Source organism: Martinezella sp. CNPSo 3959, assembly GCF_057784355.1.
The window spans coordinates 1,096,974-1,118,556 of sequence record NZ_JBXSOV010000001.1 but is presented as its reverse complement, the minus strand read 5'-3'; the positions used below and the strand labels follow the sequence as shown (position 1 = coordinate 1,118,556).

Here is a 21,583-nt window from a genome sequence, read left to right as displayed (position 1 = left end):
CGCCTATTCGTAGAACCGGTAGCCGTCGGAGATCTCGGCGCCCAGCTTGTTGTTGTGGGCTACGAAATCCTCGAGGAACTCATGCAGGCCCTGGTCCATGATGCGCTTGATCGTCAGCTTCTGCAGCGACTGGCGGATGGCCTCCGCGGTATCGTGCGCCGGCAGCCGTTTTTCATGTTCGGCGCTGAGATAGCCGATATTGCTGACGATCTTCTCATAGCAATAGGCAAGCGAGCGCGGCATTTGCCCGTTGAGGATCAGGAAGTCGGCAATGTTGGCCGGCTTGTATTCGGGATCGTAAGCCCATTTATAGGCCCGGTGCGCGGAGACCGATCTGAGGATAGACTCCCATTGCGCATTGTCGAGCGAGGAGCCGACATGCGAGACGGATGGCAGCAGGACGTAATACTTCACGTCGAGAATGCGGGCCGTGTTGTCGGCGCGCTCGATGAAGGTGCCGATGCGGGCAAAGTTATAGAGCTCGTTGCGCAGCATCGAGCCGTGGAAGGCGCCGCGGATCAATCCGGCGCGCCGCTTGATGACGTCGATCGTCTCGGGCAGCTCTGCCGTCTTCAGCTTCCTGCCGAGCAGCGACTTCAGCTCGATCCAGCATTCGTTGGTCGCCTCCCAGGTGTCGCGGGTCAGCGCCGTGCGCACCATGCGGGCATTGTTGCGGCCATATTCGATGCAGGACATGACGCTCGACGGATTGGAGCGGTCGCGCATCAGATAATCGATCGCGTCGGTCCCGGTCAGCTTGTTGTGCACCTCATCGTAGGCTTCGCGCACTCCGGCGCTTTGCAGGACACCGTCCCAGTCATCATCGACGGCGTCGCTGCGGGTCAGCGACATGCGCTGGCCGGCGTCGACCAGGCGGGCTATGTTTTCGGCGCGCTCGATGTAACGGAACATCCAGTAGAGGCCATTCGCGGTTCTTCCCAGCATGTCCGATCAGTCCTCCAGAACCCAGGTGTCTTTGGTGCCGCCGCCCTGGCTGGAGTTGACCACCAGCGAGCCTTCCTTCAGCGCCACGCGGGTCAGCCCGCCTGGGATGATCCGCACCTTGTCGGAGACGAGGACATAGGGCCGCAAATCGACATGCCTTGGCGCAATGCCCTTGTTGACCAGGATCGGCACGGTCGAGAGCGAAAGGGTCGGCTGCGCGATGTAGTTGTTCGGCTTGCTCTTGAGCTTTTCGGCAAAGGCCGTCCGCTCTTTTTTCGTGGCCGTCGGTCCGACGAGCATGCCATAGCCGCCGGAGCCGTGAACTTCCTTGACGACGAGATCGGCAAGATTGTCGAGCACATATTGCAGGCTGTCGGGCTCAGAACAGCGCCATGTCGGCACGTTCTCGAGGATCGGCTTGCGGCCGGTGTAGAATTCGACGATTTCAGGCATGTAGGAATAGATCGCCTTGTCGTCGGAAATGCCGGTGCCGGGCGCATTGGCGATGGTGATGTTGCCGGCGCGGTAGACATCCATAATGCCGGGAATACCGAGCGCGGAATCCGGGCGGAAGGTGAGGGGATCGAGGAAATCGTCGTCGACGCGGCGGTAGAGCACGTCGATCGCCTCGTAGCCACGTGTCGTGCGCATCTTCACCTTGCCGTCGATGACACGCAGATCGGAGCCTTCCACCAGCTCCACGCCCATCATGTCGGCGAGGAAGGAATGCTCGTAATAGGCGGAGTTATAGATGCCCGGCGTCAGCACGGCGACGCGCGGCTTGCCCTTGCATCCGGGAGGGGCGAGCGATGCCAGGCTCTGGCGTAGCAGCAGCGGATAGTCCTCGACGCGCTGCACCTTGTTCTGGTGAAACAGTTCGGGGAACATCTGCATCATCGTTTCGCGGTTTTCCAGCATGTAGCTGACGCCGGAAGGGGTACGGGCATTGTCCTCGAGCACATAGAACTGGTCTTCGCCGGTGCGCACGATGTCGGTGCCGACGATATGGGTGTAGACACCGCCCGGCGGACGAAAGCCGATCATTTCAGGCAGGAAGGCGTCGTTCTTTTCGATCAGTTCGCGCGGGATGCGGCCGGCGCGGATGATTTCCTGCTTGTGGTAGATGTCGTCGAGGAAGGCGTTGAGGGCGACGACCCGCTGTTCGATGCCCTGGGCGAGCTTGCGCCATTCGCGGCCTGATATGATGCGGGGGATGATGTCGAAGGGAATGAGTTTTTCGGAGGAGTCTGCGTGTCCGTAGACCGCGAAGGTAATGCCCGTTTTTCGGAAGATGGTTTCCGCATCGCGGGATTTGGCAATGAGGTGGCCCCTGTCCTGGCCTGAGTACCACTCGAAGTATTTCTCGTAAGGCGCGCGCGGACTTTCATCCGCAGTAATCATTTCATCAAATGCCAAAGGTGCGGTCCCCGTGTTTTTACCCATTTGAATACAACGGTTTTTACAATGCAAGAACTATGCGCAGTTGCCATAGCGAATTTCTGAATATCGAAAAATGCCGGATTTACAGGCATTTAAGAGTAATGGCGCTGTTGCCTGCCGGCTCTTGTCGCAATGTTCGGATCAAAATTTAAGCATCTGCTTCTTTTGCGGACTGAGCGCCTGGGTAGTGGCTGAGGCTTCTGAAGCCTGGGCGGTAGCTTGCCGGACGTGAAGAAAAATTGATTGCTGTGTTGAGCAGATCGATTTTGACCGCGCCACCGCCATCGGCTATCAGCCTTCAACCCCTCCGCGCGACACCCCGAGCCGATCAGGATTCCGGATCCGAAGCGCCAAATATATCGGTCCGGTTTTCATGTCCCTCGATAAACTCGCGCCGGCGATTTTCGTCCTCCTCTGGTCCACCGGCTGGATCGTCGCCAAATATGCCTCGCTGCACGCGGGCCCCTTCACCTTCCTGATGATTCGCCACAGCCTGTCGGCGCTCGCTTTCGTGCTGCTCTGTTCGATCTCAGGCGCCAAATGGCCGCGCGACTGGTCGAGCGTGTTTCGCGCCATCTATTCCGGGATTTTCCTACATGGCATTTATCTGGCGGGGCTTTGGTGGGCGATTGCCGAGGGCGTGCCGGCCGGCATTTCCGGGATCATTGCGGCGCTGCAGCCGCTGATGACCGCCATGGCCGCACCATTTCTTGTCGGTGAGCGGCTGCGGCAGATCCAAAAGGTCGGCTTGCTGCTCGGCTTCCTCGGCATTGCCATCGCGATCTCGCCGAAACTCTTGGCGACGGATACGGCCAATCTCTGGCAATCGGCGGTGCCACTCGTCGTCAATCTGTTGGCTATGGTTTCTGTGACTTACGGTACGCTCTACCAGAAGCGGCACCTGCAGACCGGCGACCTCAGAACCATTGCGACCTTGCAATATGTCGGCGCGCTGATCGTCACAGTGCCGCTCGCCTTCATTTTCGAAGGCCTGCGCTTCGACGGCACGCAGACGGCGATCCTGTCGCTGCTCTGGTCGGTCTTCGGCCTGTCCATGGGCGCCGTCGGTCTGCTTCTCTATCTCATCCGCCGCGGGCAGGTGTCGCGCGCTGCATCGCTGATCTACCTGATGCCGCCTGCCGTCGCCATCGAGGCGACCATCGCCTTCGGCGAGCCGCTGACACTGCCGATTATCGTTGGCACGGTGATTGTGGTGATCGGTATTTATCTCACCAACCGACGTCAGGCGGAAGTCGTGCCGGAATAGGCTCTATGGCTTCTTGTGGGCATCGATCCGTTGCCGCCATCGCAGAAGCCTGCCATCGACAACCACTAGGCTAGAGACGATCAGGGCCAATCCGAGGAACTCGTAAGGTTCCAGACGCTCTCCAAGGAATGCTGTACTCAAGATGATTGCGCTTGCCGGCACGAGCAGCGTCACCAGCGACGCATTTGTCGCCCCGGCAGAGGCGATGAGATTGAAATAGAGAATGAAGGCGAAGGCGGTCGTCACGATTGCGAGAGTGCCGACGGCCAGCCAGATCGAGATATTCGTGCTGACGATTTCGCTCGGATTGTAGAGAAGAAGGACGATCGGGATCATAACGATGGTCGAGGCACTCAGTTGACCGGTCGCGACAATGACCGGCTTCATATCCCGAAATCGCTTCGCGAAAACGGCTGCAAACGCATAGGAAACTGCCGCTCCGATGACCGCAAGCTTTGCCCATGTCGGTCCGCCGAGATTGGCGAGGAGCCCTGGGCCGATCATGATGGCGGCGCCGCCGATGCCGAGAGCCACGCCGGCAAGTTTGCTGGCGGAAAGCTTTTCGTCTTTCGTCAGCAGATTTGCGACCAGGACTGTCCACAGGGGCGTGGTCGCATAGAGCACCGAGGCAAGACCCGCTCCGATCTCCATTTGACCGCTGAATATCAGCGAAAACGGGATGATGTTGTTGAGCAGCGCCAGCCCCAGGAACGATGCTGATCTGGCAATGGCGGGCGCAAAGGAAATGTTGCGCAGGCGCAACCAGAGATGCAGGACAAGCGCGGCAATCGAAACCCTATAGAGGACCAGCGCCAGCGGCGGGATTTCTGCCACTGCAACACGGGCAAAGAAGAATGATCCGCCCCACAGCGCGCCGAGAAGCAGGAGCTGCCCCCAGTCGCTTGCCGACATTGGCTGTGTTGCCGTCGTTTGCAATGCACCGTCTCCCAAGCCTCCAGACATGCTCCAAGCTATGCCGGGAAGTGTCTGCAGGCAGGAAACAGTTATCCAAACATTGGTCGCCAAGCGAAATGGAATGTCGGGTAGCGTCGAAGTTTCGAATTTACGCTCATGACTGAATCGGTAGTCATTTGGGTAGATGTGTGAGGCGTAAAAAAGGGGGCCGGTGGGCCCCCTTGAACTTTATTAAGCACGTTCGCGGCGCTGGCCGCCATTGCCTGGGCCACGACGCTTCATGCGGCCGTTGCCGCCATTGCGCTGTTCGCCCTGGGCGCCGCGCTCTTCGTTGTGGCGGCCTGCGGGACGGCCATGGGAATGGCGTTGGCCGCGATGGGCTCCGCCCTCATGCGCGGCACTGTTGCCGTTGGACTGGCCGTTGTGCTGCTTGCGAGCGGGACGGAAGTCCGAGGTCGAAGCGAGGTCGTTGTCGGGTTCCGGACGCGGTGTCGGTTCGTTGCGACGCTGGCCACGGAAATCGGCATTGCGATTGTTTTCTCGCTGCGGGCGATCATTGCGCGGGCGACGATCCTGGCGATCGCCAGCCTCACCACGAGCCTCGCCGTTTTCCTTGTCGAAGAACGGACGGCGGGCCGGACGAGCCGGGCGGCCTTCGGCGCGACCCTGGCCTGCGCCACGGCCCTGACCCTGACCCTGACCACCGCGACCCTTACCGCGAACGGGGCGACCGCGATCGGCGGGCGCTTCGCCACTGGCAACGGCGATTTCGATGCCCATCAGGCGCTCGATGTCGCGCAGCAGACGGATTTCATCGGGCGCGCAGAAGGCGATGGCGATGCCGTCGCGGCCCGCACGGGCGGTGCGGCCGATGCGGTGAACGTAGGCGTCGGGCACTTCCGGCAGATCGAAGTTGTAGACATGCGAAACGCCGGGGATGTCGATGCCGCGGGCGGCGACGTCGGTTGCGACGAGAACGCGGACATCGCCATCACGGAAGCCCTTGAGCGCGCGCTCGCGCTGACCCTGGCTCTTGTTGCCGTGAATGGAGGCAGCGGCAAAGCCAACGTGATCGAGGTGCTTCATCAGCTTCTCGGCGCCGTGCTTGGTGCGCAGGAAGACGATGGCGCGGCCATCCGGATTGGCCGAGATCGTTTCCTTGAGGATTTCGGTCTTGTGATTCTGGCCGGCGACGAAGTGGACATATTGCTCCACCTTGTCGGCCGCCTTGCCCGGAGGCGAGACTTCGACCTTGACCGGATTGGTCAGGTAATCGGATGCGAGGTCAGCGATTGCCTTCGGCATGGTGGCCGAGAAGAGCAGGGTCTGGCGCTTGGCCGGAACCATCTTGGCGATCTTGCGCAGGTCGTGGATGAAGCCGAGATCGAGCATCTGGTCGGCTTCGTCGAGGACGAGGTGGGTGACATGGCCGAGCGAGAGGGCGCGGCGGTTGATGAGATCGAGGAGGCGGCCGGGCGTTGCGACCAGAATATCGGTGCCGCGCTCGAGTTGAAGCTGCTGTTTGTTGATCGACGCGCCGCCGACCACGAGGTTGATCCGCAGCTGCGTCTTGCGCATGAAGAGACGGAGGTTATCAGCGATCTGGTTTACCAGTTCGCGGGTCGGAGCGAGGATCAGCGTGCGGACGGTGCGGTTGTCGGGACGCTTGGCTTCCTTCAGCAGCATCTCGATGATCGGCAGGCCAAAAGCGGCCGTCTTGCCGGTGCCGGTCTGGGCGAGGCCGATGAGATCACGGCCCTGGAGAACGAGCGGGATGGCCTGAGCCTGGATGGGCGTTGGCGTCGCAAAGTTGTTCTGCGACAGTGTATCGACGATCTGCTTGGAGAGACCAAGCGAGTGAAAATCGGTCAATTCAATACCTTTCGGGGCGCCAAAGCAAATAGGCCGGATCGCACCATGCGGTCCGGTCTGTCTCTGGCGTCAAGAACCCCGCGTGAAGTGGGAACTTGTAAGTTGGAAATAGCTTTCCCAGCGCATCGGCCGCAGCGCTTGGCGCGGCCTCATTCATAAAAGCGCTTTTGTCCTTCTCTTGCGTACAGATTGTCCCGCAGGGCACGCTCACGCGGCGGCCGGAAGGTGAAAGCTGAGGCGCATTTGGTCTTAAATGCGAGGAATGTCAAGAGGTGTAAGCGAAAGCTTTTCACCAGGCATACAAAAATGCCGCCGAAATCCGGCGGCATCCGAGATCTGATGTGGGCGCCTGCGCTCAATGCAGAGATTGCTGATCCTAGAGCCATTTCGCTTTTCTTCGAATCGCGAAATGGCTCTATCTCTTTGTTTTCTCGCAATTCCGGACGGAAAACCGCTGCGCACTTTTCCTGGAATTGCTCTAGCGGCAAACCTCGACGCGATAAGGACGGCCCCAGCCATCGTGACGCCATGCCCAGTAGCAGCTGGGGTAGGGGCGTACATAGACGCGCTCATAGGCTGGGCCGCCGTAGTAGGCCGGATATGCCGGATAATAAGCCGGGTAGGCGGGCCGCGCAGCCCCGGCGATCAAGGCGCCGCCCACAACACCGGCGGCAAGACCGCCGAAGAAGGCCCCGCGGTCGGACGCGTTGGCGGTAGTGGCGGTTGCGGTGGCGGCGCTGCCAAGCGTCAGCGCGATCAAACCGGCCGTCGTTAATGTGCGAAGCACAGACATTGACATCCCTTTCCCAAAACACAGGCTGGCTCCTTAGCCTAAGCCGAGTTTGACGTTGTGCAGGAAAGGGGGCGAAGTCGCGGCCAAAAATAGGTTCGCGACATTAAATTTCGTTCATGATTTGAGGCGTAAAGCCTTTGATTTTCAATTAGAAATCTGTAGGGACGCCGCCCTCTGCCTTGCGCTTCGCGACAAAGGCATTGAGTTCCTCCTCGATTGCCGGATCGAGTGGAGGCCGTTCATAACGCTCGAGCGTTTCCTTATAGACGCGATTGGCGTGATCGTAAGTCGTAGGGCTCCCGGCTTCCGTCCATGTCTCGTTGTTTCGCCAGTCCGACAGGATCGGCGAATAGAAGGCGGTTTCGTAGCGGGCGAGCGTGTGCGCCGTGCCGAAATAGTGGCCGCCGGGGCCGACATCGCGCACGGCATCCAGCGCCAGGGCGTCGGCGCTGACATCGAGCGGCTTCAGGAATTCCGCGACCATCTGCAGCATGTCGACATCGAGGATGAATTTCTCGAAGGAGGCGGTCAGCCCGCCTTCGCTCCAGCCGGCCGCATGCAGCACGAAATTGCCGCCGCCCTGGGTCAAGGCCCACAATGACAGCGCCGATTCGTAGGCGGCCTGCGCATCGAGCGTATTCGAAGCGTTCGTGTTCGAAGTGCGGTAGGGGATGCCGTAGCGGCGGGCGAGCTGGCCGCCCGCGATGACCGCCTTCATATATTCCGGCGTGCCGAAGGCGGGTGCGCCCGTCTTCATGTCGACGTTCGAGGTGAAGCCGCCATACATGACCGGTGCGCCCTTGCGCACCATCTGGGTGAAGGCGAGGCCGCAGAGCGCCTCGGCATTCTGCTGCACCAGCGCGCCGGCGATCGTCACCGGCGCCATGGCGCCCGCCAGCGTGAACGGCGTCACCACGACCACTTGACCGCGCGAGGACATTTCGATGATCCCCTGCAGCATCGGCCCGTCGAGACGCAGCGGCGAGGAGGAGTTGATGATGGTAAAGAGCGAGGGCTCGCGCTCCATCTGTTCCATTGTGATGCCGCGGCCGATGCGGGCGATCTCGATGGCATCGAGATTGCGCTGCTGGCCGAGCGAATAGCAATGAAAGGCCTTGTCGGTGAGCTTCACGATGTCGGAAAGGCAATCGAGATGGCGTACAGAGGCATGGATGTCGATAGGTTCGACCGGGTAGCCACCGGTCATATGGATGACGTCGAAGGACTGGGCGAGCTTGATAAGCTTGCGGAAGTCCTCCTGATTGCCGGCTCTCCTGCCGCCGTCGCGGTCGGCGACGAAGGGGGCGGAGGCAACCTGCGCGAAGACGAGATTGCGGCCCCCGATTTCAACGTTTCTAAGGGGATTGCGGGCGTGCAGCGTGAAGTTCGAGGGGATCGAAGCGATCAGCTCCATGATCATGTTGCGGTCGAAACGAACGCGTTCCCTGCCGGGCGTAACGTCCGCGCCGGCAGCCTTCATGCGCTCGCGCGCTTCCGGCAGGATGATATCCATGCCGATCTCTTCGAGAATGGTCAGCGACGCCTCGTGGATATCGTCGAGCGCTTCGGGCGACAGCAGTTCCGTGCGAGCGAGATTGTTGACGAGGTTGAGATATTTCGTGCCGCTCGGTTTGCGGCTGCGCTCGGCCCCACGTCCTCCAGCCCGCCGCCGCCGTTCGCCCGTTGCCGTTGCGATCTGCGCTTCGTTCAAGGTCAGGCTTTCTTCGTCGCTCATGGCGCTCGCTCCCAATGATCCGTTGACGGATTCTTGGCAGAGTTTCCTCCGGTGTGCCGCCGTCGTTTGCGACCAAGGCATGACCGTTATAGGACAGTGCATGGTCTGAACGCGACGTCGGCGCGGTGGTTTAAACATGGTTAACGCCTTGTTAAAGCCAATTGTGCTAGAGCGTCGTTCCATGAACTATCATGCGCGGTGAAAAGAGAGGCTCCGTTTGACTTTGGACGGTGAACTGCTCGACATAGCGTGCCGCCGGATCGCCAGTCTGGACAGGCCCGCCTACATCAAGAACAGCGAGCTTCGTTACGTCGCCGTCAACGATGCCTATGCGCGGTTCTTCGGGCACGATATTTCCGATTTCATCGGCAATCGCAGTCATGATCTCCTCGATGCCGGGGAGAGCGCCGACAGGGAAGACAGGGAGCGCCGGGCACTCGTCTTCGGTTCGGAAGAGGTAGCGCTCTGCTTCGACGCATCGGGTCATGAGCGATCGCGTATCCAGATCGAGAGCTTTTCCCCTTCGGAAGATCGCGTCTATATCTTCGGTGTGTTTCTGGAAGCGCCTGCGAGGAGACTGCATCAGGATCTCGACAATATTCTTCGCTCTATGCCGATCGGTGTTCTGATCTACGACAGCGACTACGTCGTCGAATACGTGAATGACGCCTTCTACGACATTTTCGAATTCTCGAAGGATGAGCGCTTCGAAGGCCGTCCCTATCGGGATCTCATCGCCAAACACTATGATCTGGCGCGCTTCGGCTCCGACGGCCGCAGCCTTGACGATATCTATCAGGCGCGCCTGGCGGCACTGCGCAAGGCGGGCGAGCATCTGCAGACGGAAGTGAATTTTGCCGACGGCAAATCCGTCATCATCGATGCGCGCCGCATCGCCAATGGGCGGACGCTGATGTCTTATACGGACATCTCCGCCGTCAAGCAGCAATTCCGCGAGATCACCGAAGCCCGGCTGGCGTTGGAACGCCTCGGCGAACTCATGGCCGATGCCATGCAGGCCATGTCCCAAGGCCTGCTGATCGTTCAGGACGGTACGATCATGCTGGCCAACGACCGGCTGAAGGATATGTTGAAGCTGCCAGCCGATTTCCTCGAGGTCGGTAAAAACTGGTCTGCGGCCTTCGATTATTGCGCGCAACGCGGAGACTTCGGTGAGGGTGCCGAGGCTTTGCGGGCGTCCTGGGGGGAAAGCATTGCTGACGGCAAGCCGATCTCCTGCGTGTTCCAGATCAAGGGCGACCGCTGGATGCGGCTTGATGCCGCCCTCGGCGAGCATCGCCGTTGGACCGTGGCGCTGACCGATGTCACCGAGATGAAGGAGCGCGAGGCGGATTTGCAGCTGCTCCTGGCGCGCAGCAATGCTGCGGACCGGGCGAAATCCGAGTTTCTGACCCATATGAGCCATGAAATCCGCACGCCGATGAACGGCGTTCTCGGCATGGCGGAACTGCTTGGCAAGACTGATCTCGATGCGAGGCAGAAGACCTTTGTCGATATCATCGTCAAGTCGGGCAATGCGCTGCTGACCATCATCAACGACATTCTCGATTTTTCCCGCATCGATACCGGCGAAATGCATCTGCGCAAGATGGCATTCGATCCCGCCGAGGCCGCCGAGGATATCGTGACCTTGTTGGCTGCCGCGGCATCGGAAAAGAATATCGAGCTGATGGCGCGTATCGCTCCCGGCGTGCCGGCGGCGATATTAGGCGATGCCGGCCGCTTTCGGCAGATCGTGACCAATCTCGTCGGCAATGCGATCAAGTTCACGGAGCGAGGTCACGTGCTGGTCGAACTGGATAGCCGGCCGGCAGCAGACGACACTATATTGCTCATGCTGCGCGTCGAAGACACCGGAATTGGCATTCCGGAAGAAAAGCTCGATACGATCTTCGACAAATTCTCATTGGCGGATTCGTCCTTTGCGCGGCGGCTTGAGGGCTCGGGTCTTGGTCTCGCCATCACGGCTGGCCTCGTCGATCTGTTCGGCGGTTCGCTGTCGGTAGAGAGCGAATGGGGCAAGGGATCGGCTTTCACCGTCCATCTGCCGATACCGATGGTCGCCGCGCGCGGCAAAGTCGCGGAGCTGCCGGCCAATGTCAGGGATGCCCGCGTCCTGATCGTGGAAGACGACGCGATCCATCGGTGTATCTTGAGCGAACAGTTGCTGCAATGGGGTTTCGACGGGCATGTCGCCGAGGATGGCGAGACCGCGCTCGCCATTCTGGACGCTGCCTTCGATATGGGCGTGTCGGTCGATGCGATTATCGTCGACTACAGCATGCCCGGCATGAATGGCTATCAGATCGCGAGCGTATTGCGCGCCGATCCGCGTTTCGACACGCTGCCGATCGTGTTCCTGACGTCGATGGGCGTCGCAGGTAGCGATAGGGAATTCGCCGCCGTCAACGGCCAGGCACATCTTATGAAGCCTGTGAGGGCCAATGTGCTGCGCAACACGATCATCGATGTCGTGCGCGCGTCGCGGCGGAAGAAACTGGGGGAGCGATTGGCTCCCGTTGAACGTTCGCTGCCACTGGAGGCGGAAGCCGCAGCCGCGATCGAGGCCGCCGATCGGATGACGTCGGCCAAGTCAGGCAATGCCATCGACGTCCTCGTCGCCGAGGATAATGAGGTGAACCAGATCGTCTTCACGCAGATCCTGCAGGCGACTGGCCTGCGGTTTCTCGTCGTGGAGAATGGCCAGGCGGCCGTGGACGCATGGCGCCAGCTCCGGCCGTCGCTGATCCTCATGGATGTGTCCATGCCGGTCATGAATGGTCATCAGGCGACCCGCACGATCCGGCAGTTCGAGACGCAGGCCGGGCAGGGATGGCATGTTCCCATCGTCGGGGTGACCGCGCAGGCCCTGGATGTCGATCGCATGATGTGCATGCAGTCGGGCATGGACGATTGCATATCCAAGCCGATCAGCCCCGAACTTCTCGAAACGAAGATCCAGCGCTATCTGGGCGATACCGCTGTCGCGGCTGATCGCTCGAAGAACTAGTGTTCAGATCTAGACTTGGACGCATGGTTGGATGCCGTCTTTCGGCCAGCGCGCGGGCGCAGCCGTCAGCCATCGGTGGAAACGGTAACGGATTTCCAGGCTTCGATCTCCTGCTTGAGGCGCTCGATCCTGTCCGACACAAGTCCAAGAGCATCGCTGCCCAGCAAGAGTTGCGGTGGAGGCGTGTCGGACTCGATTAAGCCCAGAACGGCATCGGCGAGTTTGTCGGGGTCGCCGAGCTGCTTACCGCTTTTGGATTGCCGCGCCTGCCGGATCGGATCGAACAGCGCATCATAATCCGCGATTGATCGTTCGGTCCGGACCATCGAGCGCCCGGCCCAGTCGGTCCGGAAGGAGCCGGGGCAGAGGGCGGTCACCCGAACGCCGAATGGCGCCATCTCTGCTCGCATGACCTCCGAGATACCCTGAAGCGCAAATTTGCTTCCGCAATAATAGGCGATGCCGGGCATGGTGATCATGCCGCCCATGGAGGTGACGTTGACGATGAAGCCGCTGCGCCTTTCGCGGAAGCGCGGCAAGAAGGCCTTCGCGACCGCAACGGCGCCGAAGACGTTCACGTCGAACTGACGCCGCATCTCCTCGAGGGGCGACTCTTCAAGAATTCCCTCGTGGCCGTAGCCGGCATTGTTGATCAGCACGTTGACCGGTCCATGGTCTTCTTCCGTCTGTCGAACGACGTCGGCTATCCGGTCAAATTCCGTCACGTCGCATAGGATGGGCTGTACTGCCGGCAAGCGTTCCGCCAGGGCTGCCAGCGACTGTTCCGAGCGGATGGTGCCGATAACCTTGTGGCCATTCCGGATTGCGGCGGCTGCAATTGCGAAGCCGAAGCCCGAATTCGCTCCGGTGATGAAAAAAGTCTTCTGTGACATGGTCGAAATCTCGTCTTGATTGCTTGATGTTCATGACAGATAATCTTCAAAGTCATCGCCTTCGATTGCAAAAACTATGGATATCTTGCCAAATCCTATGAAACTGAACGATAAGGGTTCAAAGCGTCGGGAGTTGGTAGAGCTGGCGGGGCTTCTTGCTCCCAGCCAGGGATACAATCCAACAGCGCTTGCCGGTGTTCGGATTCTCAGGACCGAGGCGGTCCTTCACGATGTCCCGGTGCTCTACAAGCCCGGTGCGGTATTCGTCCTGCAAGGCAGAAAGCAGGGTATGCTGGAAGGCGAGGTCTATCTCTACGATGAGGAGCATTATCTGGCCGTGTCGGTGCCCGTTCCGTTCCGGATGGAATCGTCCGCCAGCGTAGAACGTCCTTTGCTTGCCGTTTATCTCGAGTTCGACATGCTTCTCGCTGCGGAGATCGCCTCGGACGTAGGGGCGAGACAGTCCGGAGCAGCGACCGGCAAAGTGAGAAGCCTGATATCGAGCAGAATGGAGCCAATGATCGAGGATGTCTTGCTCCGTTTGCTGCGGGCGCTCAGCGATCCTGTCGAGCTTGCGGTTCTGGGAGCAGGTATCCTGCGCGAGCTGCACTACCGGGTTCTGGTCGGCCCGCAAGGCGGAGCGATGATCTCAGCCCTTCAGCAGCAGGGCATTTCCGGGAAGATCGTGCGAAGTCTGGCCCGATTGCGCGAAGCCTACAATTCCGAGATTTCGGTTGCCGCGCTGGCGCGTGAGGCGGGGATGAGCGTTCCCTCCTACCACGTCCATTTCAAAGCCCTGACGGGCAGCAGTCCGATGCAATATCTGAAGGCGATGCGGCTCCACGACGCGCGGTTGATGATCGCGCGTCACGATGGAACGATTGCGGAGGTGGCGGCATTAGTCGGCTATGCCAGTCCTGCTCAGTTCAGCCGAGACTTCAAGCGGCACTTTCGGCGAACGGCCTCGGAAGAGGCCAAATGGGTTCGCCAGCATCTTGGCGAGCTCATCTGAGCCCTGGATATGGTTGCCGACTGACCTGGCACATCGGCCCGGCCTCAGGCGGGCTTGATGCCGCAGAGCATTTCGCGCTTGCCGGCAAAGCCTTGGCGCCGTTCCACCACAAATCCCGCCGCCTGCAGGTTTCGTCGCACGAAGCCAGCCGCTGCATAGGTGGCGAAGGTACCGTTCGGAACCGTCTTGTCGTGGAGTGCCTGCATCAGTTGCGGCGACCACATGTCGGCATTGCGCGAGGGCGCAAAACCGTCGAGATACCAGGCATCAAAACTCTGTTCGGCGCGGCTGACACCTTCGAGAGCCGGACCGCAGATGACGCTGAGGCGCGTATGCGCATCTAGCCTCAGGGACACGACACCCTGCGGCTTGTCCGGCCACGCGGCGGCAAGCGCCTGGCGCTCCCTGTCGATTTCGGGCCAGTGCGACAAGGCACGGTCGATTTCCTCGGCCCGCATCGGATAGAGTTCGAAGGACATGAAGTGCAGGTTCGAACCGGGGGCAGCCTTCTGCCGCCACTGGCGCCATGTCTCGCAGAAATTCAGGCCGGTGCCGAAACCGAGTTCACCGATGAGAAAATCCTGCCGTCCCTGCCAGCGGTCGGGAAGGCCATTGCCGGCCAGGAAGACATGGCCGCATTCCAGCCGGCCGTCGGTCTGGCAATAAAAATGGTCGCCAAATGCGGTCGAATAGGGCATATCGCCGTCGCGCCATTCAAGCTCCTGGCTTGCCGCATGGGTTTCGGGCGTCTTGGCCCGATCGGAAACTGGATCTGTCATGGAAAGAGCCGATAATCCTCCAAGACCTGCCGGTCAATCGTCCGTCGATCTGCTGATTGTCGGTGGCGGGATCATGGGCCTGTGGGCGGCCGTTCATGCCGAGCGCCTAGGTATCCGGGCAACGCTTGTCGAAGCGGGCCGTCTCGGGCAGGGAGCGAGCGCTGGCCTGCTTGGCGCGCTGATGCCGCACATGCCGGATAAATGGTCGGACAAGAAGCAGTTTCAGTTCGATGCGCTTGTCGCACTCGAGGAAGAGATCTCGGCCCTGGAAGCGGAGACCGGTCTTTCAGCTGGCTATCGCCGCCCCGGCCGACTGATTCCACTGCCGAAGCCGCATCTGAGGCAGATCGCCCTTGGCCATTCCCATGATGCGGAAACGCATTGGCGGCATGGGGATCGGCAGTTTCACTGGCATGTGCTGGATGCGGCGCCCGTCGAAGGCTGGATCGAGCCGTCCCTTGCCGAAAGCGGATTTGTCCACGATACGCTGGCGGCCCGCGTCGCGCCGCGCGCGTTTCTAGAGGTCCTGCGGAGGTTTCTGGCCGCGGCACGACATGTCCGGCTTTGCGAGGGCGTTACCGTCGAGAGTATCGAACCGGAGCGGGGCATTGTACGTTCAAGCGATGGCGACATTCGTTTCGGCCGTTGCATCCTTTCTGCCGGCTACCGCTCCTTTCCAATCCTTGATAAATTGACCGAGGGACGCAAAGCCTCGCTCGGTCAACCGGTCAAAGGGCAGGCGGCGATGCTGAAGGCTGATGTCGACGGCGGCATGCCGGTTATTTTTCGCGATGGTCTCTACATCGTTCCGCATGAGAACGGATTGGTCGCGGTCGGCAGCACGAGCGAGAACCGATTTGACGATCCCTTATCGACGGATGGGCAGCTCGACGAGCTGCTTAAGGCGGCGCGTATCATGGCGCCGATGCTCGCTGGTGCAGAAGTCGTTGAGCGTTGGGCTGGCCTGCGTCCGAAGGCCGTGGATCGGGATCCGATGGTGGGCACGCATCCCGATCATCCCTCGCTGATTGCCCTGACTGGTGGCTTCAAGGTGAGCTTTGGGCTGGCGCATAGGCTTGCGGAGGTGGCCGTGCGTGAGGCGGTGGGCGCGCCCGGTCGCTTCAACTTGCCGCAGAGTTTCACTTTAGCGAGTCATATTTCAGTCATATCACATAAAACGTGAATTCAAGCCTCTTTCGGGTCGTTAATCTGTCACGCAAATCACCTATCTCCTTGGCCATCGGTGCCGGTTCGGTCTGCCTGACGTTACGCCCTGGAGGAATTTTATGCGGTATGCCATTTGCTTCACACCGTCTGCGAGCGATCCGCTGACGCTTGTGGCGGCGAATTGGCTCGGCCGTAACGTCTATTCCGGCGAGATGGTCGATCCGCCGGCGGTCCGTGGGCTTGGTATCCATGAGATCGCCTTCTACACCGCGGTTCCGCGCCGCTATGGCTTCATGGGAATTTTAAAGGCGCCGTTCCGGTTGGCCGAGGATATGTCCGAGGCGGGGCTGCTGCGCGATCTGATGCGGTTCTCGGGCACGGTCGCGCCCTTCGAAATCCCGAGGCTTGAAGTCGCGCGGCTCGGCGGCGCGCTGGGCCTCGTTCCCTCCGCGCCAAGTCAGCAGATGCATTTCCTGGCGGCATCGCTGGTGCAGACCTTCGATCAATACCGGGCTCCTTTGAGCGAAGCCGAAATAGAGCGCATCGATCCGGATGGCCTGTCGGCGACGCAATTTGCCAATCTGCATCGCTGGGGGCATCCGCACGTCATGGACGAGTTCCGTTTCCAGATGATGCTGACAGGTACGGTAAGCCCCGCCGACATGGCGCGCATCGAGCGTGCGCTGCGCGATTTCTTCGAGCCTGCCTTGGCTGCGCCCATCCCCGTTTCCAACATCGCGCTCATGATGGAAGAAGGCGCCGGCGGCCCCTTCCGGGTGCACTCGCTGCATCCTATGGGAAAGGTCAGCGCCCGCAAGATCGCCTAGATTAGCGGATGGCGTTCACGCCAATACCTCGCTTTGAAGCGAAAGTGATTTTCCCACTTTCCGTCTCGACTTTCGCGGCGTGGATGCTACCGTTCCTCGATCAGAGAAGGTGCATCCAATGTCGGAAATCTATCCCCGTAATCTCATCGGCTACGGCCGCCACACGCCGGATCCGAAATGGCCTGGCGATGCCCGCATCGCGGTGCAGTTTGTGATCAATTATGAAGAGGGCGGGGAAAGCTGCATTCTCGACGGTGATCCTGGGTCGGAAAACCTGCTGTCCGAGATCGTTGGCGCGGCCTCCTGGCCGAACCAGCGCAATCTCAATATGGAATCGATCTACGAATACGGTTCGCGCGCTGGCTTCTGGCGGCTGTGGCGCATGTTCACCGAACTCAAGGTTCAGGCGACGGTCTATGGCGTGACGCTGGCCATGGCGCGCAATCCAGAAGCGGTTGCCGCGATGAAGGAAGCCGGCTGGGAAATCGCCAGCCACGGCTATCGCTGGCTGGAATACAAGGATTTCTCCGAGGATCTGGAGCGCAAGCACATTCTCGAAGCCGTGCGGCTGCATACCGAACTCACCGGCGAGCGGCCCTACGGCATGTACCAGGGCAAGCCGTCCGACAATACGCTGCGGCTCGTCATGGAGGAGGGCGGTTTCCTCTATTCCTCCGATTCCTATGCCGACGATCTGCCCTTCTGGGTCGATGGTCTGAACGGCAAGCCGTTCCTGATCATCCCCTATACGCTCGAAACCAACGATATGCGCTTTGCGACGCCGCAGGGCTTCAATTCCGGTGACCAGTTCTTCACCTATCTCAAGGATGCCTTCGACACACTCTATGAAGAGGGCAAGCATGGCAGCCCGAAGATGATGTCCGTCGGTCTGCATTGCCGCCTCGTCGGCCGCCCCGGTCGCGCCGCGGCCCTGCGCCGGTTCATCGAATATGTCCAGAAGCACGACAAGGTCTGGATCCCCAAGCGCATCGAGATCGCCAACCACTGGTATGAAAATCACCTTCCCGGGGGCGCGCGCTGATATGATCTCGAGGGATGATTTTGTCGACCGCTTCGGCGGTGTCTTCGAACATTCGCCTTTCGTTGCCGAGCGCGCTTACGATCACGGTGCCATTGCTGAGCCATTGACCTCCGGCGGCGTGCATGCCGCGCTGGTGCGGGTCTTCCGCGCCGCCAGCGAGGCGGAGCGGCTTGGCGTGCTGCGGGCACACCCCGATCTCGCTGGGCGGCTGGCGATTGCCGGCCAGCTGACCGAGGATAGCCGCAAGGAGCAGGCCGGTGCCGGGCTCGACCGGCTGAGCCCCGAGGAGCACGCCCGGTTTACCGAACTCAATGCCGCCTATGTGACGAAATTCGACTTCCCCTTCATCATCGCAGTGAAGGGGCTCGGCAAGGACGATATTCTTGCCGCCTTCGAGACGCGGATAGACAATAGCAGGGATGCGGAACTCTCGACTGCGGCGGCGCAGGTCGAAAAGATCGCCTTGCTGCGTCTGCAATCCATGCTGCCTGAAGCCTGACGCTTGGTCTCAGGACCGAGATCCTTCCTGATCATGTCCCTGGGCTGATTTCCCGTTGAGGTACGCGCTATTTTTCGGTCTACTCATGGCTTAGTATCCGCTTGGCAGGATACTGAGCCATGGGGCCACGAAAAGCATTGGATAGAGATAGAAGCGGATGGATGATTGGTGACGCCAAGAGGCGCGCCATCGCACCGGAATCGGGTATTGCTGGCGGAGGAAAGCCAGCATGAGCTTGGATCGACTGGTTACCTGCCTCGAACGCATGCAGCAGGCTGCATCCGAAACCGGCCATTTCCTCCTCGAAACCGATCAAGCCGCCTTTTTCAAGAATGTCGAGAAACAGCGCGCCGTCGGCATGAATCTTCTGCTGATCGGCGAGGTTGCCACGCGCATTGCCGAGGACTATCCGGAGTTTGTCGTTGACCATCCGGAGCTGCCTTGGCATGTGATGCAGGACTTCCGGAATCGGATCGCGCAAGGATATGTCGACATCGAGTTGGCGGCCCTGTGGGATATCGCTCACAAATCTCTTCCGGAGTTGCTCCTGCAACTGGACTCCATTCGCCACTGGCGAGCGGAAGGCGAATAATCATTCAATGACACAGCATCTTGATATCAATTCTTTGACAAAGGCCGCATTCGCGCCATTCGGCGATGTCATCGAGGCCGATCCTGCGACTATGCGGTACATTAATGGCGGCACGACGGAGCGTTTTCATGCTTTGTCCAGCGCCGAGGCTATCGGAGAGGGCGCTCGGGTTATCCTGAACCTCTTTCGCGGCCAGCCGCGTGCCTTTCCCTTCTCGATCGACATGATGGAGCGCCATCCGTTCGGCAGCCAGTGTTTCGTACCGCTGAACGGCCGTCCGTTCCTTGTCGTCGTCGCAGAGGATGAGGGCGGCAAGCCAGGCAGGCCGAAGGTTTTCCTGGCGCGTGGCGACCAGGGCGTGAATTACCGGGCCAATGTCTGGCATTATCCCTTGATGGCACTCGACGAGCCGAGCGATTTCCTTATCGTGGATCGCGATGGGCCGGGAAACAATCTGGAAGAGTACTTCTTCGACACGCCCTTCATCATCGGAGCACCGACACTATGACCGGACTGACCACCCATGTGCTCGATACCGCTCTCGGCAAGCCGGCCGAAGGTCTGGTGATCGATCTCTTCAGGATCGAGGGCGATGCCCGCAGGCATGTGAAGACGGTTACGACCAACTCGGACGGCCGCGTGGATGGTGGTCCAATTCTCATCGGCGAAAGCTTCGTTGCAGGCACCTACGAGCTGCTGTTTCGGGCCGGGGATTATCTGCGTGCCACTGGCACCAAGCTGCCGGAGCCGGCTTTCCTCGATCTCGTACCCATCCGCTTCGGCATCGCCGATACGACGGCGCATTACCACGTGCCGCTGCTGATCTCGCCCTACGGCTATTCCACCTATCGCGGGAGCTGAGACATGCGCTTTGCAGCCATTGCGGACATCCATGGCAATCATCTGGCACTTGAAGCGGTGCTTGCGGATATCCGCAGACAGGGCATCACCGACATCGTCAATCTCGGCGACTGCTTCAGCGGGCCGCTTACGGCGGGCAAGACGGCGGACATGCTGCTGGAATTGAATGCGCCGACGGTGCGCGGCAATCACGACCGCCATCTGATCGAACTGGCGCCCGAGGCGATGCATATTTCAGATCGGGCAGCGCATTCTGAACTGACGGAGCGCCACCTCGAATGGCTGCGCGCCTTACCGATCAGCACAGTTTATCTGGATGAGGCCTATCTCTGCCACGCGACCCCGGCTGATGACAATGTCTATTGGCTCGAATCCGTCTCGCCGGACGGTCAGGTCTATCTGAAGCCGCTGGAAGAGATCGAGGCGCTGGCTGCCGGCATCGATTTTCCATTGATCCTGTGCGGGCATACCCATATTCCGCGTCTCGTCAGGCTTTCCGATGGGCGCCTGATCGTCAATCCCGGCAGCGTCGGCTGCCCCGCCTACGACGATGATCTGCCCTATTTTCATAAGGTGGAAGCCGGTCATCCCTTTGCTTCTTACGCCATTCTGGAAAAGATCGGGAATACTTGGCTACCGGTCTTCCGGCAGGTCTCCTACGATCATATGGCGATGGCGAAGCTCGCGGCGCAGAATGGCCGCGAGGAGTGGGCGAGCGGTCTGGCCACAGGCTGGCTGCGTTAGAAATCAGCCAGAATCGACCGATCCACGGCCTTGATATCCCGTTTGCCGCAGAGTGCCATGGAAATATCCAGCTCCTTGCGGATGATCTCAAGTGCGAGCGTCACCCCTTCCTTGCCCATGGCGCCGAGGCCATAGAGGAAGGGGCGGCCGATGAAGGTGCCCTTGGCGCCGAGTGCTACGGCCTTGAGTACGTCCTGACCTGAGCGGATGCCGCCATCCATATGCACCTCGATCTTGTCGCCGACAGCATCGACAATCCGTGGCAGCATGCTGATGGAGGAATGGGCGCCGTCAAGTTGCCGGCCGCCGTGATTGGAGACGATGATGGCATCGGCGCCGACATCGACGGCTGCCTTTGCGTCCTCGACATCGAGAATGCCCTTGATGATCAGCGGGCCACCCCATTGCTCCTTGATCCAGCCGACATCGCTCCAGGAGAGCTTGGGGTCGAACTGCGAATGCGTCCAGTGCGACAGTGTCGTCATGTCGGAAATATCCTTGGCATGGCCGATGATATTGCCGAAGGAGCGGCGCTTGGTCTTCAGCATACCCATGCACCAGCCCGGCCGCGTCGCCATCTGCCAGAGATTTTTCACTGTCATTTTCGGCGGTGCCGACAATCCGTTGCGGATATCGTTATGGCGCTGCCCGAGGATCTGCAGGTCGGCCGTCAGCACCAGCGCCGAGCATTTCGCCGCCTTGGCGCGCTGGATGAGGTTCAGGACGAAATCGCGATCCTTCATGACGTAGAGCTGAAACCAGAAGGGCTGCTTCGTCACCGAAGCGATATCCTCGATCGAGCAGATGCTCATGGTCGACAGCGTGAAGGGAATACCGAACTCCTCGGCTGCACGCGCCGCCAGCATTTCGCCATCCGCATGTTGCATGCCGGTCATCCCTGTCGGCGCCAGCGCCACCGGCATCGAGGCCTTCTGGCCGACCATGGTGGTTGCCAGCGACCGGTTCGACATGTCGACGAGGACGCGCTGGCGTAGCTTGATCTTGGCGAAATCAGCCTCGTTTGCCCGGTAGGTCGATTCCGTCCACGAACCGGAATCGGCATATTGGAAGAACATTTTCGGTACACGCCGCTGAGCAAGCGTCTTCAATTCGGCGATGGTAAGCGGCGCGGTCATGGCTCTTTGCCTTCTGGACGGTTACATGGAGGC

Annotated in this window: 20 protein-coding genes; 11 read left to right on the top strand and 9 right to left on the bottom strand. The window is 60.2% G+C overall.

Annotated features, from left to right (window positions below):
- Window positions 1–3: 3 nt before the first annotated feature.
- Together AC13RE_RS05595 and AC13RE_RS05590 are read right to left on the bottom strand one after the other, a co-directional pair.
- Window positions 4–945, bottom strand: a complete 942-nt coding sequence (locus tag AC13RE_RS05595) for an alpha-E domain-containing protein (RefSeq protein WP_488486242.1) — start codon at window positions 943–945, stop codon at window positions 4–6.
- A 6-nt stretch (window positions 946–951) separates the two neighbouring features.
- Entirely contained in the window at window positions 952–2,361 is a 1,410-nt protein-coding gene (locus AC13RE_RS05590) for a circularly permuted type 2 ATP-grasp protein (RefSeq protein WP_132717242.1), read from the bottom strand.
- Between the two features lie 397 nt (window positions 2,362–2,758).
- Here AC13RE_RS05590 and AC13RE_RS05585 point away from each other — a divergent pair, with 397 nt between their 5' ends.
- On the top strand, window positions 2,759–3,652 hold the full coding sequence (locus AC13RE_RS05585; RefSeq protein WP_488562222.1) for a DMT family transporter: 894 nt from the start codon (window positions 2,759–2,761) through the stop codon (window positions 3,650–3,652).
- Between the two features lie 3 nt (window positions 3,653–3,655).
- Here the strand turns inward: AC13RE_RS05585 and AC13RE_RS05580 are convergent, their stop codons facing one another.
- From AC13RE_RS05580 to AC13RE_RS05565, 4 genes are all read right to left on the bottom strand, one after another.
- Window positions 3,656–4,564, bottom strand: a complete 909-nt coding sequence (locus AC13RE_RS05580; protein ID WP_488562546.1) for a DMT family transporter — start codon at window positions 4,562–4,564, stop codon at window positions 3,656–3,658.
- A gap of 234 nt (window positions 4,565–4,798) precedes the next feature.
- Window positions 4,799–6,439: a DEAD/DEAH box helicase gene (locus AC13RE_RS05575; RefSeq protein ID WP_488562221.1), complete on the bottom strand. Its 1,641-nt coding sequence runs from the start codon at window positions 6,437–6,439 to the stop codon at window positions 4,799–4,801.
- Window positions 6,440–6,917: 478 nt separating this feature from the next.
- The gene (locus AC13RE_RS05570) at window positions 6,918–7,232 is read right to left on the bottom strand and encodes a hypothetical protein (protein WP_488562220.1); all 315 of its coding nucleotides are present in this window, start codon (window positions 7,230–7,232) and stop codon (window positions 6,918–6,920) included.
- 148 nt (window positions 7,233–7,380) lie between these two features.
- Complete coding sequence (locus AC13RE_RS05565; RefSeq protein WP_488562219.1) at window positions 7,381–8,967, bottom strand: trimethylamine methyltransferase family protein; 1,587 nt, start codon at window positions 8,965–8,967, stop codon at window positions 7,381–7,383.
- Between the two features lie 217 nt (window positions 8,968–9,184).
- On the opposite strand from AC13RE_RS05565, the gene AC13RE_RS05560 reads away from it, so the two are divergent.
- Window positions 9,185–11,998, top strand: coding sequence for a response regulator (locus AC13RE_RS05560; protein ID WP_488562218.1), 2,814 nt, complete (start codon window positions 9,185–9,187; stop codon window positions 11,996–11,998).
- Window positions 11,999–12,063: 65 nt separating this feature from the next.
- Here AC13RE_RS05560 and AC13RE_RS05555 read toward each other — a convergent pair whose 3' ends face one another.
- On the bottom strand, window positions 12,064–12,891 hold the full coding sequence (locus AC13RE_RS05555; RefSeq protein WP_488562217.1) for an oxidoreductase: 828 nt from the start codon (window positions 12,889–12,891) through the stop codon (window positions 12,064–12,066).
- Between the two features lie 82 nt (window positions 12,892–12,973).
- Between AC13RE_RS05555 and AC13RE_RS05550 the strand changes: the two genes are divergently transcribed.
- Window positions 12,974–13,903, top strand: a complete 930-nt coding sequence (locus AC13RE_RS05550; protein ID WP_488562545.1) for an AraC family transcriptional regulator — start codon at window positions 12,974–12,976, stop codon at window positions 13,901–13,903.
- 44 nt (window positions 13,904–13,947) lie between these two features.
- Here AC13RE_RS05550 and mnmC2 read toward each other — a convergent pair whose 3' ends face one another.
- Complete coding sequence (mnmC2, locus tag AC13RE_RS05545; protein WP_488562216.1) at window positions 13,948–14,682, bottom strand: tRNA (5-methylaminomethyl-2-thiouridine)(34)-methyltransferase MnmC2; 735 nt, start codon at window positions 14,680–14,682, stop codon at window positions 13,948–13,950.
- On the opposite strand from mnmC2, the gene AC13RE_RS05540 reads away from it, so the two are divergent.
- From AC13RE_RS05540 to AC13RE_RS05505, 8 genes are all read left to right on the top strand, one after another.
- Window positions 14,681–15,865 carry an NAD(P)/FAD-dependent oxidoreductase gene (locus tag AC13RE_RS05540; RefSeq protein WP_488562215.1) on the top strand — a complete coding sequence of 395 codons (1,185 nt, stop codon included), beginning with the start codon at window positions 14,681–14,683 and terminating at the stop codon, window positions 15,863–15,865. The two genes, mnmC2 and AC13RE_RS05540, sit on opposite strands and share 2 nt — an antisense overlap.
- 103 nt (window positions 15,866–15,968) lie before the next feature.
- Window positions 15,969–16,676 (top strand): DUF1045 domain-containing protein, encoded by a 708-nt coding sequence (locus AC13RE_RS05535; RefSeq protein ID WP_112334229.1) that lies wholly within the window; start codon window positions 15,969–15,971, stop codon window positions 16,674–16,676.
- 118 nt (window positions 16,677–16,794) lie between these two features.
- Window positions 16,795–17,718 (top strand): allantoinase PuuE, encoded by a 924-nt coding sequence (gene puuE, locus AC13RE_RS05530; protein WP_112411554.1) that lies wholly within the window; start codon window positions 16,795–16,797, stop codon window positions 17,716–17,718.
- Window position 17,719: 1 nt separating this feature from the next.
- A complete protein-coding gene (uraD, locus tag AC13RE_RS05525; protein ID WP_488562214.1) occupies window positions 17,720–18,217 on the top strand; it encodes a 2-oxo-4-hydroxy-4-carboxy-5-ureidoimidazoline decarboxylase in 498 nt (165 codons plus the stop codon).
- Window positions 18,218–18,446: 229 nt separating this feature from the next.
- Entirely contained in the window at window positions 18,447–18,809 is a 363-nt protein-coding gene (locus tag AC13RE_RS05520) for a HepT-like ribonuclease domain-containing protein (protein ID WP_488562213.1), read from the top strand.
- 7 nt (window positions 18,810–18,816) lie between these two features.
- Window positions 18,817–19,317, top strand: coding sequence for an ureidoglycolate lyase (locus AC13RE_RS05515; protein ID WP_488562212.1), 501 nt, complete (start codon window positions 18,817–18,819; stop codon window positions 19,315–19,317).
- Complete coding sequence (gene uraH, locus AC13RE_RS05510) at window positions 19,314–19,670, top strand: hydroxyisourate hydrolase (RefSeq protein ID WP_488486230.1); 357 nt, start codon at window positions 19,314–19,316, stop codon at window positions 19,668–19,670. Before AC13RE_RS05515 ends, uraH begins: the two co-directional genes overlap by 4 nt.
- A gap of 3 nt (window positions 19,671–19,673) precedes the next feature.
- A complete protein-coding gene (locus AC13RE_RS05505) occupies window positions 19,674–20,414 on the top strand; it encodes a metallophosphoesterase family protein (protein WP_488562211.1) in 741 nt (246 codons plus the stop codon).
- Here AC13RE_RS05505 and AC13RE_RS05500 read toward each other — a convergent pair.
- Complete coding sequence (locus AC13RE_RS05500; RefSeq protein ID WP_488562210.1) at window positions 20,411–21,550, bottom strand: alpha-hydroxy acid oxidase; 1,140 nt, start codon at window positions 21,548–21,550, stop codon at window positions 20,411–20,413. The two genes, AC13RE_RS05505 and AC13RE_RS05500, sit on opposite strands and share 4 nt — an antisense overlap.
- Window positions 21,551–21,583 lie beyond the last annotated feature (33 nt).

Bases quoted from the DNA above. Each gene is read 5' to 3' on its own strand.
- uraD (WP_488562214.1), top strand. From the start codon at position 17,720: ATGATCTCGAGGGATGATTTTGTCGACCGCTTCGGCGGTGTCTTCGAA.
- AC13RE_RS05595 (WP_488486242.1), bottom strand. From the start codon at position 945: ATGCTGGGAAGAACCGCGAATGGCCTCTACTGGATGTTCCGTTACATC.
- AC13RE_RS05500 (WP_488562210.1), bottom strand. From the start codon at position 21,550: ATGACCGCGCCGCTTACCATCGCCGAATTGAAGACGCTTGCTCAGCGG.
- AC13RE_RS05535 (WP_112334229.1), top strand. From the start codon at position 15,969: ATGCGGTATGCCATTTGCTTCACACCGTCTGCGAGCGATCCGCTGACG.
- mnmC2 (WP_488562216.1), bottom strand. From the start codon at position 14,682: ATGACAGATCCAGTTTCCGATCGGGCCAAGACGCCCGAAACCCATGCG.
- AC13RE_RS05570 (WP_488562220.1), bottom strand. From the start codon at position 7,232: ATGTCTGTGCTTCGCACATTAACGACGGCCGGTTTGATCGCGCTGACG.
- puuE (WP_112411554.1), top strand. From the start codon at position 16,795: ATGTCGGAAATCTATCCCCGTAATCTCATCGGCTACGGCCGCCACACG.
- AC13RE_RS05585 (WP_488562222.1), top strand. From the start codon at position 2,759: ATGTCCCTCGATAAACTCGCGCCGGCGATTTTCGTCCTCCTCTGGTCC.
- AC13RE_RS05520 (WP_488562213.1), top strand. From the start codon at position 18,447: ATGAGCTTGGATCGACTGGTTACCTGCCTCGAACGCATGCAGCAGGCT.
- AC13RE_RS05515 (WP_488562212.1), top strand. From the start codon at position 18,817: ATGACACAGCATCTTGATATCAATTCTTTGACAAAGGCCGCATTCGCG.
- AC13RE_RS05505 (WP_488562211.1), top strand. From the start codon at position 19,674: ATGCGCTTTGCAGCCATTGCGGACATCCATGGCAATCATCTGGCACTT.
- uraH (WP_488486230.1), top strand. From the start codon at position 19,314: ATGACCGGACTGACCACCCATGTGCTCGATACCGCTCTCGGCAAGCCG.
- AC13RE_RS05580 (WP_488562546.1), bottom strand. From the start codon at position 4,564: ATGTCGGCAAGCGACTGGGGGCAGCTCCTGCTTCTCGGCGCGCTGTGG.
- AC13RE_RS05555 (WP_488562217.1), bottom strand. From the start codon at position 12,891: ATGTCACAGAAGACTTTTTTCATCACCGGAGCGAATTCGGGCTTCGGC.
- AC13RE_RS05565 (WP_488562219.1), bottom strand. From the start codon at position 8,967: ATGAGCGACGAAGAAAGCCTGACCTTGAACGAAGCGCAGATCGCAACG.
- AC13RE_RS05540 (WP_488562215.1), top strand. From the start codon at position 14,681: ATGGAAAGAGCCGATAATCCTCCAAGACCTGCCGGTCAATCGTCCGTC.